This is a genomic window from Tepidimonas fonticaldi (assembly GCF_007556755.1).
In the GTDB taxonomy this organism is placed as follows: Bacteria; Pseudomonadota; Gammaproteobacteria; order Burkholderiales; family Burkholderiaceae_C; genus Tepidimonas; species Tepidimonas fonticaldi.
The window spans coordinates 86,187-100,714 of sequence record NZ_VJOO01000005.1 but is presented as its reverse complement, the minus strand read 5'-3'; the positions used below and the strand labels follow the sequence as shown (position 1 = coordinate 100,714).

Genomic DNA, 14,528 nt, shown 5'->3' with positions numbered 1-14,528 from the left:
GGCGATAATCTAGCGCACCATGGCCGAGCGTGTCATTCCCCTGTACGACCAGCGCGCCGCCGCGTTGCCTGCCCCTCGTCCGTCCGCCCCGGTGGCGCCCGACGGTCGGCTGCTCGACCGCCTGCAGCGGCCGCTGCGCGACCTGCGCATCAGCGTCACCGACCGCTGCAACTTCCGATGCAGCTACTGCATGCCCAAGGAGGTGTTCGGCAAGGACTACCCCTATCTGCCGCACGCGGATTTGCTGACGTTCGAGGAGATCACCCGGCTGGCGCGCATTTTTCTCGCGCACGGCGTGCGCAAGATCCGCCTGACCGGCGGCGAGCCGCTGCTGCGCAAGCACATCGAGCGCCTGATCGAGATGCTGGCCGCGCTGCGCACGGTGGACGGCACGCCGCCGGAGCTGACACTGACCACCAACGGCAGCCTGCTGGCGCGCAAAGCGCGCGCGCTGCGCGACGCCGGCCTGCAGCGCGTGACCGTCAGCCTGGACGGCTTGGACGACGCGGTGTTCCAGCGCATGAACGACGTCGGCTTTCCGGTGGCGGAGGTGCTGGACGGCATCGCCGCCGCGCAGGCCGCGGGCCTGGCGCCGATCAAGGTCAACATGGTGGTCAAGCGCGGCACCAACGACGACCAGATCGTGCCGATGGCGCGCCACTTCCGCGGCAGCGGCATCGTGCTGCGCTTCATCGAGTACATGGACGTCGGCAGCTCCAACGGCTGGTGCATGGACGAGGTGCTGCCCAGCGCCGAGGTGCTGGCGCGGCTGCAACAGGCCTTCGCACTGGTGCCGCTGGAACCCGGCAGCCCCGGCGAGACCGCCGAACGCTGGGGCTACGCGGGCGCCGACGGCCGCCACGACCCGGCGCTGGGCGAGGTCGGCTTCATCAGCAGCGTCACGCAGGCGTTCTGCCGCGACTGCAACCGCGCGCGCCTGTCCACCGAGGGGTGCCTGTACCTCTGCCTGTTCGCCGAGCGTGGCTACGACCTGCGCGCGCTGCTGCGCGGCGGCGCCAGCGACGCCGAGATCGCCGCGTCGCTCGCCGCCATCTGGGGCCAGCGCGCCGACCGCTATTCCGAAATCCGCGCCACGCTGCCGCCGGAGACGCGCCGCGCCGCGCGGCGCATCGAGATGAGCTACATCGGAGGCTGACCGCATGACGAGCGCCGCGCCGACATCGCTGCCCCCTCCGCCTGGACCGCGAACGGTCACGGGCGTGGTCCTGGCCGGCGGGCAAGGCAGCCGCATGGGCGGGGTGGACAAAGGGCTGCAATCCTTTCAAGGGGCGCCGCTGGCGCTGCACGCGCTGTGGCGGCTGCGCATGCAGCACGGCGACTGGATGGCCGATTGCATGATCAACGCCAACCGCAACCTGGCGGCGTACGAGGGCTTTGGCGTGCCGGTCTGGCCCGACGAGCTGGGCGGCTACGCCGGCCCCCTGGCGGGCATGCTGACGGCGCTGATGCACTGCGAGACGCCGTACCTGCTGACCGTCCCGTGCGACACCCCCCGGCTGCCGCTGGATCTGGCACAACGGCTGTGCCAGGCCCTGACCGAGCAGCAGGCCGACCTGGCGATGGCCGCCGCCCCCGAGGCCGACGGCCGCGTTCGCACCCAGCCCGTGTTCTGCCTGCTGGGGGCGCACCTGCTCGAGAGCCTGAGCGCGTTTTTGCAGGAGGGCGGTCGCAAAATCGACGCCTGGACCGCGCGCCACCGCTGTGCGGTCGTGTCCTTCGACCGCCCCGACGACGACCCCCTCGCCTTCACCAACATCAACACACGCGGGGAGCTGCACGCCTTGCAACAGGCCACCGCCTCCCCCTGACCGCTGCGGCCGCCCAGTGCCCGCTGGTCGGCCAGCCACCGCACCGCGCCCCAAAACCATGAAGACGCTCGATCAGATCGCCGCCGAACTCCAGGGCTACGACCCCACGGCCCTGCCCGCCACGACCGTGGGTGATTTTCTGGCCCAACTGGTGGAGCCGCTGTCCGACACGGAGACGGTCGGGATTTTCAAGGCGCTGGACCGGGTGCTGGCGCAAGACATCGTCTCCCCCATCGACGTGCCGCCGCTCGACAACGCCGCCATGGATGGTTTCGCCCTGCGAGGGGCCTGCCTGTCGGGGGACGGGGAGACGGTCTTGCGCGTGGTGGGGACCTGCTACGCGGGCGATGCCCGCTGGTCCCACCCCATCCCGGCGGACGCCTGTGTGCGCATCATGACCGGGGCGGTGATGCCCGACGGGCTGGACACCGTGGTGCCGGTGGAGTTCGTGCGCACCGACCGGGACGGTACGCAGGAGCGCGTGCACATCCCCGCCGGGGTGGTCCAGCCCGGCGATCACCGGCGCCGGCGCGGCGAAGACCTGACGGCCGGACGGGCCGCCGTGCGCGCGGGCCAACGCCTGGGACCGGCGGCGCTGGGCCTGATTGCCAGCCTGGGCATCGCGCAGGTCCCCGTGGTGCGGCGGCTGCGCGTGGCGTATTTTTCCACCGGCGATGAAATCGTCTCGCTGGGCGAGCCGCTGCGCGAAGGCGCCATTTACGACAGCAACCGCTACACCGTTTATGGCCTGCTGCGACGGCTGGGCGTGGAGGTCATCGACCTGGGCGTGGTGCGCGACGACCCGGCTGCGCTGGAGGCGGCCTTCCGGCAGGCGGCCGCGCAAGCCGACGCCGTCATCACCAGCGGGGGCGTGAGCATGGGCGAGGCCGACCACACCAAGGCCATGATGCGCCGCCTGGGGGATGTGGCGTTTTGGCGGATCGCCATGCGTCCGGGCCGCCCGATGGCGGTCGGCCGCCTGCTGGACCCCGCGGGCGGCGCGCCGACGGTGCTGTTCGGCCTGCCCGGCAACCCTGTCGCGGTGATGGTGACGTTTCTGGCCTTCGTGCGCCCGGCCCTGCTGCGCATGATGGGTGTGCGCGAGACGGCGCCCGTGCTGCTGCGCGCCCGCAGCGCCGAGCCGATGCGCAAAAAACCGGGGCGCACGGAGTACCAGCGCGGCATCGTGACGCGGGAGGCCGACGGCACCCTGCGGGTGCGCACCACGGGCAACCAGGGCTCGGGCGTGCTGCGCTCGATGGTCGAGGCCAACGGGCTGATCGTGCTGGGTCACCAGCAGGGGCCGGTGGCCGTGGGCGACGAGGTGGATGTGATGATGTTCGACGGCGTGATCTGAACCGGCTGCGGCCGTGGCCCCGCCCAGCCGCACATGGGCATCAGCCCAGCAGCATCAGGCCCACCTGCAGCAACACCAGCAGCACCAGCACCGACAGATCCACGCCGCCCACGGTGGGGACGATGCGCCGCACCGGCGCCAGCACCGGATCCAGCAGCCGCCCCAAGGTCCCGATCAAGGGCGAAAACGGCTGCACCCAGGTCAACACCGCGTAGACCAGCAACAACAGCATCAACCCCTGCAACACGGTGCGCAGCAGCATCTGCAGCGCCATCAGGGGCACGGTCAAGGCAAAACCCAGGGCCTCCACGCCCGGCAGCGCGCCGCCCCACAGCAGGTGCACCAGCCCCGCGTAGGCCAGCGCCAGCAGCGCCGCGGCCAAAAAACTGCCCCAGTCCACATTGGCCTGGGCCCACGCGCGGGGGAGCGAGCGGCGCAGCGGCTGGACGATCCAGTCCGTCACCGCGATGACGAACGGCCCCGGCTGGGCGGCCATGCGCAGACGCCGCGTGTTCATCCAGCCTCGCAGCAAGGCCGCCCCGATCAAAAAGAACGACAGCGTGTCGAGCAAAAACAGGACGATGCGCATGGGCCGATGGGCAAAGTTGGCGATGAGCGGCCGCGTCAACCGCGACCGGGGCGCGCACGGCGGCCGCGCCCGGACACCGGGGATTGTGCCGCAGACCCCGACCCGGCCGCACGCGGGGCGGACCGCCGGCCCTTGCCCGTGCCCGACGACGCCGTCCCCCGGCCACGGGAAGACGCCGGTGCAGGCGCGGACGGCGCCCTGCCGCCCTTGCCCGCGCGACGGCTGGGGGGCGTGTCCGCCACCTCGTCGGCCTCCGCGTTGGGCTCCCGCGGGGTGCGGCCGGCGGGGCGGCCGCTGCCCCGCTCCGGTCGGCCTTCGGCGGCCGCATCCTCGCGCACCAATCGGAAATCGATGCGCCGCCCATCCAGATCGACACGGCTGACCTGGACCGCCACCTTGGAGCCCAAGGTGTAGCGCACCCCGGTGCGCTCGCCGCGCAGCTCCTGCCGGCGCTCGTCGTAGCGGAAGTACTCGCCCCCCAGTTCGGTGATGTGCACCAGGCCCTCGACATACAGGCTGTCCAGCGTGACGAACAGGCCGAAGCTGGTGACGGCGGTGACGGTGCCGGCAAACTCCTCGCCCAGGCGCTCGCGCATGTACTTGCACTTCAGCCAAGCCTCGACGTCGCGGCTGGCCTCGTCGGCGCGGCGTTCGTTGGCGCTGCAGTGCAGACCGGCCGCCTCCCAGCCCAGCACCTCACTGGACGGGCGCCCGCGCGAGCGCTTCATGGCCTCCGACGCGCCGCGCTCCTCCAGCCGCTTGGCCAGCTTGGCCTGCGCCTCGCCGGGAATGGGCAAGACCGGCAGGTGATAGCGCTCGCCCTTGAGGATGGCCTTGATCACCCGGTGCACCAGCAGGTCCGGATAGCGACGGATGGGGCTGGTGAAGTGCGTGTAGGCATCGAACGCCAGCCCGAAATGCCCCACGTTGTGCGGCGAGTACATGGCCTGCTGCATCGAGCGCAGCAGCATTTGGTGGATCTGTGGTGCATCGGGCCGGTCGGCCGTCGCCTTGGACAGGGCCTGAAAGTCGCGCGGCCCCGGCATGTCGCCGATGGTCGCCGGCACCCCCAGCGCCTTGAGGTATTCGCGCAGGATCTCGACCTTGTCGGCCGACGGCCGCTCGTGCACGCGGTACAGCCCCGGGTGATGGTGGGTGGCGATGAACTCGGCCGCGCAGACATTGGCCGCGAGCATCGCCTCCTCGATCAGGCGGTGCGCGTCGTTGCGCGTGCGCGGCTCGATGCGCTCGATGCGGCCGGCCTCGTCGCAGACGATGCGCGTCTCCACCGTCTCCAAGTCCACCGCGCCACGGGCCTCGCGCGCGGCGAGCAAGGCGCGGTAGACATCGTGCAGATTCAGCAGGTGCGGCACCATGGCCGCGTAGCGCTGGGCCTCGGCCCCGCGCGTGTTCTGCAGGATCGCCGCCACCTCGGTGTAGGTGAAGCGCTGGTGGCTGTGCATCACCGCCGGGTAGAATTGATAGGCTTGGACCAGCCCTTTGGCGTCGATCAGCATGTCGCACACCATGCACAGGCGGTCCACCCCGGGGTTGAGCGAGCACAGCCCGTTGGAGAGCTTTTCCGGCAGCATCGGGATGACGCGGCGCGGGAAGTAGACGCTGGTGGCGCGGTCGTAGGCGTCGATGTCCAGCGGCGAGCCGTTGCGCACATAGTGGCTGACGTCGGCGATGGCCACCAGCAGCCGCCAGCCCTTGCCGCGGCCGACGCGCGCCGGCTCGCAGTAGACGGCGTCGTCGAAGTCGCGCGCATCCTCGCCGTCGATGGTCACCAGCGGCACGTCCGTCAGGTCCACCCGGCCGCGGCGGTCCACGGCCCGCACCTTGTCCGGCAGCGCCCGCGCCTCGGCCAGCGCCCCTTCGGAGAACTGGTGCGGCACGCCGTACTTGCGCACCGCAATTTCGATTTCCATACCGGGGTCGTCGATGTCGCCCAGCACTTCTTTGACGCGCCCGACCGGCTGGCCATAGAGCGCCGGCGGCTCGGTCAGCTCCACCACCACCACCTGCCCGGGCTGGGCGGTGCCGGTGGCGCCCTTGGGGATGAGCACGTCCTGGCCGTAGCGCTTGTCCTCCGGCGCGACGAGCCACACGCCGTTTTCGTGCAGCAGACGGCCGATGATCGGCGAGCCGGATCGCGCCAGGATCTCGGTCACGCGGCCCTCGGGGCGCCCGCGCCGGTCGTAGCGCACGATGCACGCCTTGACCCGGTCTTTGTGCAGCACGGCGCGCATCTCGTTGGGCGGCAGGTACAGATCGGGCTGGCCGTCGTCGCGCACGACGAAGCCGTGGCCATCGCGGTGGCCCATGACCACCCCTTCGATTTCAGGGAGGGAGACAGTGGATTTTTCTTTCACGGACAAGGGATTTCCTGCGGGGGGATAGACCCGCTTCATGTGTATAATTTTGGTTTCCTGAAGCGCCCAGGTGGCGGAATTGGTAGACGCACTAGTTTCAGGTACTAGCGCCGAGAGGCGTGGAGGTTCGAGTCCTCTCCTGGGCACCAGATGTGGGGTAGCCAGCTTGGCGGTCGCGCTCTCAATCGACGACGCAGTGACCCGATCATACCGCGCCCCGTCCCGACCTGCAGAAAAACCCGCCCGGAAGCCGTCCCGGCGGGTTTTTTGTTGCGCAAACCCCATCGATGACGGCCACGCCCGCCTCGGAAAAACCCCTTCCGAATGCTGCTATAATCTCGTTCATTCCTGAAGCGCCCAGGTGGCGGAATTGGTAGACGCACTAGTTTCAGGTACTAGCGCCGAGAGGCGTGGAGGTTCGAGTCCTCTCCTGGGCACCACAAATCACCGATCTGCCTTCAGATCAACGCTCAAGCCGGCCACCGCCGGCTTTTGTTTTGGGTTCGCCCGCCGACCGCAGCGCTTCACCGAGGTCGGGGGTCGGCGCTCAGACCGGCAGGCCGATCAGATCGTGGCCTTCGGCCGCCACGATGCGGGCCTTGATGAAGTCCCCCGTGCGGTAGGTCTTGCTCGCCTTCTCGGGCGGCAGCAGGCGCACGGTGCCGTCGATCTCCGGTGCGTCCGCGTACGTGCGCCCCACCCCGCCCTTCTTGCCCAGACCCTGTGACTGGTCCACCAGCACCTGCATGGTGGCGCCGACGCGGCGCTGCAGGCGCTCCACGGCCACGGCCTCGGCCACCGCCATGAAGCGCGCGCGGCGCTCCTGGCGCACCGCGTCCGGCAGCGCGCCGGGCAGCGCATTGGCTGCCGCGCCCTCCACCGGCGAATAGGCAAAGCAGCCCGCGCGGTCGATTTGCGCCTCGCGCACGAAGTCGAGCAGGTGCGCGAATTCCTCTTCCGTCTCGCCGGGAAAGCCGGCGATGAAGGTGCTGCGCACGACCAGTTCGGGGCAGATCTCGCGCCAGCGGCGTATGCGCTCCAGGTTGCGCTCGCCGCTGGCGGGGCGCTTCATGCGCCGCAGCACATCCGGATGGCTGTGCTGGAACGGCACGTCCAGATACGGCAACACCAAGCCTTCGGCCATCAGCGGCACGATGTCGTCCACATGGGGGTATGGGTAGACATAGTGCAGCCGCACCCAGGCACCGTGCGCGCGCGCCAGCGTACCCAGCTCGCGCACCAGGTCGAGCATCCGCGTGCGCACCGGGCGCCCGTCCCAAAACCCGGTGCGGTACTGCACATCGACGCCGTAGGCGCTGGTGTCCTGGCTGATGACGAGCAGCTCTTTGACCCCGCCCTCGAACAGCCGCCGCGCCTCGGTGAGCACGTCGCCGATCGGGCGGCTGACCAGGTCGCCGCGCATCGACGGGATGATGCAGAAGGTGCAGCGGTGGTTGCAGCCCTCGCTGATCTTCAGATACGCATAGTGGCGCGGGGTGAGCTTGACGCCGACGCCCTCGATGGCGTTGCTGGGCGGGGGCACCAGGTCCACGAAGGGGTCGTGCGGCTTTGGGGCGTGGGCGTGGACGGCATCGAGCACCTCGTCCGTGGCGTGCGGGCCCGTCACGGCCAACACGGCCGGGTGCAGCGCCTTGACCAGATTGTCCCCGTGCGCATCGGAGCGCGCGCCCAGACAGCCGGTGACGATGACTTTGCCATTGGCCGCCAATGCCTCGCCGATGGCGTCCAGGCTTTCCTTGACCGCATCGTCGATGAAGCCGCAGGTGTTGACGATGACCAGATCCGCCCCCTCGTACTGGCGGCTGGTGCGGTAGCCCTCGGCGCTCAGGCGGGTGAGGATGAGCTCGGAATCGGTCAGGGCCTTGGGGCAGCCCAGGCTGACAAAGCCAACGGTCGGCGTCTGGGCGCCGGGGCGATCGGGGGTCGGGGTGGACATCCCCGTATTGTCTCAGGTCGCGCCGCCGCGCGCCTGGCTGGGCCCGGGCAGGGGCCGGCCGTCAGTGCGGGCGCTTGACCCCAAAGGCACCGAGCATCTGCTCCTGCATCTGCGCCAACGCCTTTTGCGATTGGGCAAAGAAGTTTCCCATCATCAGCGGCGTCTGCGCGGCCATGAACTGCTGCCACACCTCGGGGGTCAGTTCCTTGGCTTGCTCGGCCATCTTCTGCTGCAGCTCCATGAAGATCTGCAGGTTGCGCTCCAGGTACGAGCCCATGAAGTCCTGCATGGCGTGGCCATAGAATCGAATGATGTTGGCCAGCATCTTTTCCGAGAAGAGCGGCACGCCCGCGGTCTCCTCCTCCAGAATGATCTGCAGCAGGATGGAGCGGGTCAGATCCTCGCCCGTCTTGGCATCGCGCACGACGAACGGCTCGGCACGCATGACCAGCGCCTTGACGTCGCTGAGCGTGATGTAGGACGACGAATCGGTGTCGTACAGGCGGCGGTTGGGGTATTTTTTGATGACACGGACCGCGGGGCCGGCCGATTCGGGCTGCTGCGTGGCTTCGGTTGCGTCGGCCTTGGCCTTCGTTGACTGCACGAAACGGACTCCTGAAACGATGGATGCAAAGATGGCCGCGCGAGCGCACGACACCCCTCGGGGCATTGTAGAGCGGTCGGGACGCCTTGCCGGGCGGGGATTTCCCGGCGTCGAACGTCACGTTGGATCGGCGCCATGAGCGCCCCGCCCGCCCCCGCCGCACCGGCTGCGCCGCGCTCCCCGGCGGCGCTTTTTTGGGCCTGCACCTGGCTGGCGCTGCAGGGCTTTGGGGGCGTGCTGGCCGTGGTGCAGCAGGAGCTGGTGGAGCGGCGCCGCTGGCTGACGCGCGAGCAGTTTCTGGAGGACTGGGCGGCCGCCCAATTGCTGCCCGGCCCCAACGTGGTCAATCTGTCGCTGATGATCGGCGGGCGCCACTTCGGCTGGCGGGGGGCCGTGGCCGCGCTGGCGGGGATGCTGCTGGCGCCGCTGGCGCTGCTGCTGGTGATCGCGATCGCCTTCACCCACGTGGCAGCCCACCCCATGGCACAGGGCGCGCTGCGGGGCATGGGGGCGGTGGCGGCGGGCTTGATCCTGGGGACGGCGCTGCGGCTGCTGGCCCCGCTGCGGGGGAATGTGCTGGGGCCGAAGGCCTGCGCCGCGCTGGCGGCATCGACCTTCGTCGCCGTGGCCTGGGTGCGGCTGCCGCTGGCCGTGGTGCTGGCGGTGACCGGCGGCCTGGGCTGGGGCCTGGCCGCGCGGCGGCTGCGTCGCCCGGGCGGGGGGCGGCCGTGAGCGCGACGATGGACGTAGCCGCGAGCGGGCTGGCCGCGGCGGACTGGCTGGCGATCTTTACGCACTTTCTGTCGCTGTCGTTGCTGGCGATCGGGGGCGCCATCACCACGGCGCCGGACATGCACCGCTACCTGGTCACGCAGCACGGCTGGTTGAGCGAGTCGCAGTTTTCGGCGTCCATCGCGCTGGCGCAGGCCGCCCCGGGGCCCAACATCCTGTTCGTGGCGCTGATGGGGTGGACCGTCGGCCTCAACAGCGCCGGGGGACCGGCGGCCGGCCCAAGCGCGTGGGGGCCAGGCCTGCTGGGGGTCGTCGTGTGCCTGGGGGCAATGCTGCTGCCCTCGTCGCTGCTCACCTACGGCGTCGCGCGCTGGCTGCACCGGCGCCGTGACTGGTGGCCGGTGCAGGCGTTCAAGCAAGGGCTGGCCCCGGCGGTCGTGGCGCTGCTGTTCGCCTCGGGCTGGTTGATGGCGCGCGGATCCGGCGATTGGCGGCAGGATGGGGCGCAGTGGCTGCTGGCTGCCGCCAGCGCGCTGATCGTCTGGCGCACGCGGCTGCACCTGTTGTGGTTGTTGGCCGCCGGCGCACTCCTGGGCGCTCTGGGCTGGGTTTGACGACGCCCACGCCGTGGGCGCGCGACCACCCAGACCGGCGTCACGCGGGCGCGGTGGACGGCACGGCAAGCCGCTGCCGGACCGCTTCGTACAGGCAGACCGCGCTGGCGACCGACACGTTCAAACTCTCGACCGCCCCGCGCATGGGGATGGACACCAGCTCGTCGCACGTGCGGCGCACCAGGGGGCGCATGCCCTTGCCCTCCGACCCCAGAACCACGGCCACGGGACCGCGCCAGTCGTGCTGATACAGGCTGCGCGGGGCGTCGTCGCTGGTGCCGATGATCCACAGCCCGCGCTGTTTGAGCGCCTCCAGCGTGCGCGCCAGGTTGGTGACCATGAAGTACGGGACCGTCTCGGCCGCTCCGCTGGCCACCTTGGCTACCGTGGCGTTGAGCCCGCAGGACTGGTCCTTGGGAGCGATGACGGCATGCGCCCCGGCCCCGTCGGCCACGCGCAGGCAGGCCCCTAGGTTGTGTGGGTCGGTGACGCCGTCGAGCACCAGCAGCAGCGGCGGATCGGCGCGGCGCTCGGGCTCGCTGCGCGCATCCAATTGGTCCAGCAAATCGTCCAAGGTGCGGGCCTGCGCCACGGGCTGCACCCGGGCCACCACGCCCTGGTGGTTGGCGCCCCCCGCCAGCTTGGCCAGCCGGGGGCCGTCGGCCTCGATGACGCGCACCCCCGCTTCCTGCGCGCGTTGCAAAAACTGGCGCATGCGGGCGTCGCGGCGGGTGGGGTCGGCGTAGACCTCCAGAATGGTGGACGGCGCGGTCTTCAGGCGCACGCCGACGGCGTGAAACCCGAACAGGATTTTGGTTTCGGACGACATGGGGCGCGATTATGCGTCGCGGGGCCGCTCAGGGCGATGCGGCCGGCGCCGGTTGTACAGGCCACTCGCGGGCGCGGCCGGCCTCGATGGCGATGCGGCGCTCGCAGCGCGCGGCAATCGCCGGATCGTGCGTGACCAGCACCAGGGTGGTGCCGTGCTCGCGGTTCAAATCGAACATCAACTGCATGACGCGCTCGCCGGTGGCGTGGTCGAGGCTGCCGGTCGGCTCATCGGCCAGAAGCACCGCCGGCTCGACCACGAAGGCGCGCGCCAGGGCGACGCGCTGCTGCTCGCCACCGGACAGCACGCGGGGGTAGTGCCCCAGCCGCTCCCCCAGGCCCACGCGCTCCAGCATGCGCCGGGCGGCCGCGCGGGCGTCGCGCCGGCCGGCCAGCTCCAGCGGCAGCATGACGTTTTCCAGCGCGGTGAGGTTGCCCAGCAACTGAAAGCTCTGGAACACGAAGCCCACTTTGCGCGCCCGCAGCGCGGCGCGCGCGTCTTCGTCCAGCGCGAAAATGTCGACACCGTCCAGGTGAACCGTGCCGGCGGTCGGGGTATCCAACCCGGCGATCAGGGACAGCAGGGTGCTCTTGCCCGAGCCGGATGCGCCGACAATGGCCAGGGTCTCGCCCGGGGCGACGGCAAATTCGACGTCGTGCAGGATGCCGAGCGTGCCCGTCGCATCGGTGACCGATTTGGACAGGCGGTGCACGGCAATGATGGATGTGGACATGAAAGGCCTTTGACTTGAACCGCAGAGACTGTAACGCCACCGTGCTGGCCGCCGCCGCACTCGCGTACCTGCCCTTCAGAGCGGGGGCCGCCGAGCCGGGTTCCGCGCCGGTGATTCTGGTGGTGGGTGATTCGTTGAGCGCCGAATACGGACTGGCGCGCGGTACCGGGTGGGTGGCGCTGTTGGAGCGGCGGCTGCAGGAAGGCCGGCGCACGGCGCGGGTGGTCAACGCCAGCGTCAGTGGCGACACCACCGCCGGCGGCCGCAGCCGCCTGCCGGCGCTGCTGCAGCAGCACCGTCCGGCGGTGGTGGTGATCGAGCTGGGCGGCAACGACGCGCTGCGGGGACTGCCGCTTTCCGGCACACGCGACAACCTGCGCGCCATGATCCGCGCCAGCCGCGAGGCCGGCGCGCGCGTGCTGCTGCTCGGCATGGACATGCCGCCGAACTACGGCGAGCGCTTCCGCGCCCAGTTCCGCGCCGTTTATACGGACCTGGCCCGGGAAGAAAAAGTGGCCCTGGTGCCGTTTTTCCTGGCCGGCGTCGCCGACGGTCCGCAAGCCGCCGCCCTGTTCCAGGACGACCGCATCCACCCCAACGAGCGGGCACAGCCGATCCTGCTGGACAACGTGTGGCCGGTCATGCTGCCCCTGCTGCCCCCAAGCCGCTGATTCCGTCACCCACGCTAGAAACTGCCGGTAAATTGGTAGCGCGATGCCGGATGCCACATCGCCGCCACCGAGGCCACTTGACCTTTGGACAACGTCTGGCGACGCAACACCAGGCACGGCTCATGCGTTTCCATGCGCAGTAGATCGCCAATCTCCTTCGGCGGCAAGCAGGCCTCGATGGCAAAGCGCACGCCCTGCAGCGGCGCCACGCGCATCAGGTAGGCATTGGGCGTCTGGCTGCGAAAGTCCTGGGCCAAATAATCGGGCGCCACCTGGGGATTGACGTAGCGATCTTCGACTTGGATAGGCCGCTCGTTCTCGTAGTGCACCACCACCGAATGGAAGAGCATCGCCCGCGGTGACAACCCGAACTGACGTGCCAACGCCTCGCTGGCCTTACAGCGCTCAAGCAGTTGCAGCTCACTGCGGTGCACATGGCCGCGCGCGGCGACTTCGTCGGCGATATTGCGGATCTCCACCAACGTGGACTGGTACTTCTGCTGGGCCACGAAGGTTCCCGAGCCCTGCACCCGAACAACGAGCTGCTCGTCGCTCAGCTCGCGGATCGCGCGGTTGACCGTCATGCGCGACACGCCGAACTCGCGCGCCAATGCCTCCTCGCTGGGAATCGCGTCGCCCTCCTTCCACTGCCCACTCTGGATACGCGCCAGCACATGCTCTTTGATGACTTGGTAGGCCGGCTGGCGGGCCCCATCGGTGGGAGGGGGAGTTGTGCTCATCCTAGGGTAATCACTAAGACTTAATGACGTGGATTGTATTGACGTCCCTTGATCTCGACAATCAAAATGTATATACAACTTGGCGACAGGTTGAGCCATTTGTATAGGTTAACCCCTACAGGAGACACCGCATGACCCGCCCCGACACCGCCCTGGCCTCACCCCCTGGCGGCCTGGTCCTTCCCCTGTTCAAGCTGCTGGCTTTTAGCGCCGCGGGCATCTTCCTGTTCTTCGTCGACATCGAGATCGGTGGGCGTCACACCATCCCGGTCGACCACCTCAGCAGCTACTTGGTTCGAGAGCAGCGCAGCATCGCGGTGATCTTCGTGCTCGCGTTGATGGCCTGGGGGGCATTCATTCCCTTCGTCACCGGCACTTTCCGCCAAAGCGTCACGGCGCGGGTGTTCAGCGTGATCAAGCTTGTCGGCTTGGCCCTGGCGGGCCTGTACTTGGCCGGACTGGCGCCCGACTGGGCGAACCAGAAGGACATGTTGCCCTTCCTCTTCGAGAAGCTGGCGCTGCCGGTGGGCGTGCTCATCCCTATTGGCGCACTGGCACTGACTTTCCTAGTGGGCTTCGGTCTGCTGGAGCTGGTGGGCGTGCTGATGGAGCGCGTGATGCGCCCGCTCTTCCGCACCCCCGGCTACTCGGCCATCGACGCCGTTACTTCCTTCGTCGGCAGCTATTCCATCGGCCTGCTCGTCACCAACGCCATGTACCTGCAAGGCAAGTACACGGTGCGCGAGGCCATGGTCATCTCGACCGGCTTTTCCACCGTCTCGGCCACCTTCATGATCGTCGTGGCCAAGACCCTGAACCTGATGGAGCACTGGACGTTCTTCTTCTGGGCCAGCTTCGTGGTGACCTTCGCCGTCACCGCGATCACGGCCTACCTGCCGCCCATCGCCGGCATGGACGACCGCCGTCCCACGCCCGCCGGGGACGAGCACGGCACGGCCGCCGGCAACCGCTGGCAGCGCGCACTCCAGGCCGGCGTGGCGCGCTACCAGTCGCGCGAGCCGCTGCCGCAGATGCTGTGGTCCAACCTGAAGGACGGGCTGCAGATGTCCGCCGTGGTCGCCCCCAGCATCCTCGCGGTGGGCTTTGCCGGCCTGTGCCTGGCCAAGTTCACGCCGGTGTTCGAGTGGATCGGTGTGCTGCTCAAGCCCGCGCTGTGGGTCGCCGGCACCCTGCTCGGCCTGGAGAACGCAGCGGCCGCCAGCGGCGCCTTCGCCTCGGGCCTGGCCGAAATGTTCCTGCCGGCCATCCTGCTCAAGGACGCCGAGTTCCTGCTGCGCTTCCTGGTGGCCCTGGTCTCGATCAGCACGGTGCTCTTCCTGTCCGGCTGCGTGCCCTGCATCCTTGCCACCCGCATTCCCGTCAAGTTCCGCGACCTGCTCGTGATATGGCTGCTTCGCAGCCTGCTGAGTATCGTTCTCGGTGCCGTCGCGCTGCGCGCCGGTCTGGCCTTCGGCTGGATCGAAATGCCGGCTTGACC

At 69.4% G+C, this 14,528-nt stretch carries 14 protein-coding genes and 2 tRNA genes; 9 read left to right on the top strand and 7 right to left on the bottom strand.

The window, feature by feature from the left end:
• The first annotated feature begins 19 nt into the window (after positions 1–19).
• The 3 genes from moaA to moeA are packed head-to-tail and all read left to right on the top strand — an operon-like array spanning position 20 to position 3,186.
• The gene (gene moaA / locus Tfont_RS04440; protein WP_068609409.1) at positions 20–1,156 is read left to right on the top strand and encodes a GTP 3',8-cyclase MoaA; all 1,137 of its coding nucleotides are present in this window, start codon (positions 20–22) and stop codon (positions 1,154–1,156) included.
• 4 nt (positions 1,157–1,160) lie between these two features.
• Positions 1,161–1,829 carry a molybdenum cofactor guanylyltransferase MobA gene (gene mobA, locus Tfont_RS04435; RefSeq protein WP_143968535.1) on the top strand — a complete coding sequence of 223 codons (669 nt, stop codon included), beginning with the start codon at positions 1,161–1,163 and terminating at the stop codon, positions 1,827–1,829.
• Positions 1,830–1,887: 58 nt separating this feature from the next.
• On the top strand, positions 1,888–3,186 hold the full coding sequence (gene moeA / locus Tfont_RS04430) for a molybdopterin molybdotransferase MoeA (RefSeq protein ID WP_143968534.1): 1,299 nt from the start codon (positions 1,888–1,890) through the stop codon (positions 3,184–3,186).
• Between the two features lie 40 nt (positions 3,187–3,226).
• Here the strand turns inward: moeA and Tfont_RS04425 are convergent, their stop codons facing one another.
• Positions 3,227–3,775 (bottom strand): YggT family protein, encoded by a 549-nt coding sequence (locus tag Tfont_RS04425; protein ID WP_068609402.1) that lies wholly within the window; start codon positions 3,773–3,775, stop codon positions 3,227–3,229.
• Positions 3,776–3,810: 35 nt separating this feature from the next.
• Positions 3,811–6,102: a ribonuclease R gene (gene rnr / locus Tfont_RS04420; RefSeq protein WP_390612278.1), complete on the bottom strand. Its 2,292-nt coding sequence runs from the start codon at positions 6,100–6,102 to the stop codon at positions 3,811–3,813.
• Positions 6,103–6,214: 112 nt separating this feature from the next.
• Between rnr and Tfont_RS04415 the strand changes: the two genes are divergently transcribed.
• Both Tfont_RS04415 and Tfont_RS04410 read left to right on the top strand, forming a co-directional pair.
• Positions 6,215–6,299: transfer RNA gene (locus tag Tfont_RS04415), tRNA-Leu, on the top strand.
• A 206-nt stretch (positions 6,300–6,505) separates the two neighbouring features.
• Positions 6,506–6,590 (top strand) — tRNA-Leu (locus tag Tfont_RS04410).
• 107 nt (positions 6,591–6,697) lie between these two features.
• Here the strand turns inward: Tfont_RS04410 and rimO are convergent.
• Positions 6,698–8,107 carry a 30S ribosomal protein S12 methylthiotransferase RimO gene (rimO, locus tag Tfont_RS04405; protein WP_143968532.1) on the bottom strand — a complete coding sequence of 470 codons (1,410 nt, stop codon included), beginning with the start codon at positions 8,105–8,107 and terminating at the stop codon, positions 6,698–6,700.
• Positions 8,108–8,168: 61 nt separating this feature from the next.
• The gene (phaR, locus tag Tfont_RS04400) at positions 8,169–8,711 is read right to left on the bottom strand and encodes a polyhydroxyalkanoate synthesis repressor PhaR (protein WP_068609395.1); all 543 of its coding nucleotides are present in this window, start codon (positions 8,709–8,711) and stop codon (positions 8,169–8,171) included.
• Between the two features lie 135 nt (positions 8,712–8,846).
• On the opposite strand from phaR, the gene Tfont_RS04395 reads away from it, so the two are divergent.
• A complete protein-coding gene (locus tag Tfont_RS04395) occupies positions 8,847–9,443 on the top strand; it encodes a chromate transporter (RefSeq protein WP_068609394.1) in 597 nt (198 codons plus the stop codon).
• A gap of 8 nt (positions 9,444–9,451) precedes the next feature.
• Positions 9,452–10,057 (top strand): chromate transporter, encoded by a 606-nt coding sequence (locus Tfont_RS04390; protein WP_143968531.1) that lies wholly within the window; start codon positions 9,452–9,454, stop codon positions 10,055–10,057.
• 40 nt (positions 10,058–10,097) lie between these two features.
• Here the strand turns inward: Tfont_RS04390 and rlmB are convergent, their stop codons facing one another.
• Positions 10,098–10,886 (bottom strand): 23S rRNA (guanosine(2251)-2'-O)-methyltransferase RlmB, encoded by a 789-nt coding sequence (gene rlmB / locus Tfont_RS04385; protein WP_068609388.1) that lies wholly within the window; start codon positions 10,884–10,886, stop codon positions 10,098–10,100.
• Between the two features lie 28 nt (positions 10,887–10,914).
• A complete protein-coding gene (locus tag Tfont_RS04380; RefSeq protein ID WP_068609386.1) occupies positions 10,915–11,619 on the bottom strand; it encodes an ABC transporter ATP-binding protein in 705 nt (234 codons plus the stop codon).
• A gap of 14 nt (positions 11,620–11,633) precedes the next feature.
• Here Tfont_RS04380 and Tfont_RS04375 point away from each other — a divergent pair, with 14 nt between their 5' ends.
• Entirely contained in the window at positions 11,634–12,290 is a 657-nt protein-coding gene (locus tag Tfont_RS04375) for an arylesterase (RefSeq protein ID WP_143968530.1), read from the top strand.
• 14 nt (positions 12,291–12,304) lie between these two features.
• Here the strand turns inward: Tfont_RS04375 and hutC are convergent, their stop codons facing one another.
• Positions 12,305–13,030 carry a histidine utilization repressor gene (gene hutC / locus Tfont_RS04370; protein ID WP_143968529.1) on the bottom strand — a complete coding sequence of 242 codons (726 nt, stop codon included), beginning with the start codon at positions 13,028–13,030 and terminating at the stop codon, positions 12,305–12,307.
• 131 nt (positions 13,031–13,161) lie between these two features.
• Between hutC and Tfont_RS04365 the strand changes: the two genes are divergently transcribed.
• On the top strand, positions 13,162–14,526 hold the full coding sequence (locus Tfont_RS04365) for a YjiH family protein (RefSeq protein ID WP_143968528.1): 1,365 nt from the start codon (positions 13,162–13,164) through the stop codon (positions 14,524–14,526).
• Positions 14,527–14,528 lie beyond the last annotated feature (2 nt).